This is a genomic window from Staphylococcus simulans, assembly GCF_002902285.1.
GTDB lineage: Bacteria > Bacillota > Bacilli > Staphylococcales > Staphylococcaceae > Staphylococcus > Staphylococcus simulans.
Genome location: NZ_PPRU01000066.1, coordinates 1 through 216 on the forward strand (window position 1 = coordinate 1; position 216 = coordinate 216).

At 41.2% G+C, this 216-nt stretch carries 1 rRNA gene; it reads left to right on the forward strand.

The features are described 5' to 3' along the window. Positions 1–99: 99 nt before the first annotated feature. Positions 100–214, forward strand: a 5S ribosomal RNA gene (rrf, locus tag CD112_RS12900). Positions 215–216 lie beyond the last annotated feature (2 nt).

The window sequence follows — 216 nt, forward strand, 5'->3', positions numbered from 1 at the left end:
GAATACTAATCGATCGAAGACTTAATCAAATTTCAAGTTTTGATTGGTCGAATTGAAATTTACTTACTATCTAGTTTTGAATGTATAAACATTCCATTGTCTGGCGACAATGGCAAAGAGGTCACACCTGTTCCCATGCCGAACACAGAAGTTAAGCTCTTTAGCGCCGATGGTAGTCGGACTTACGTTCCGCAAGAGTAGGACGTTGCCAGGCAA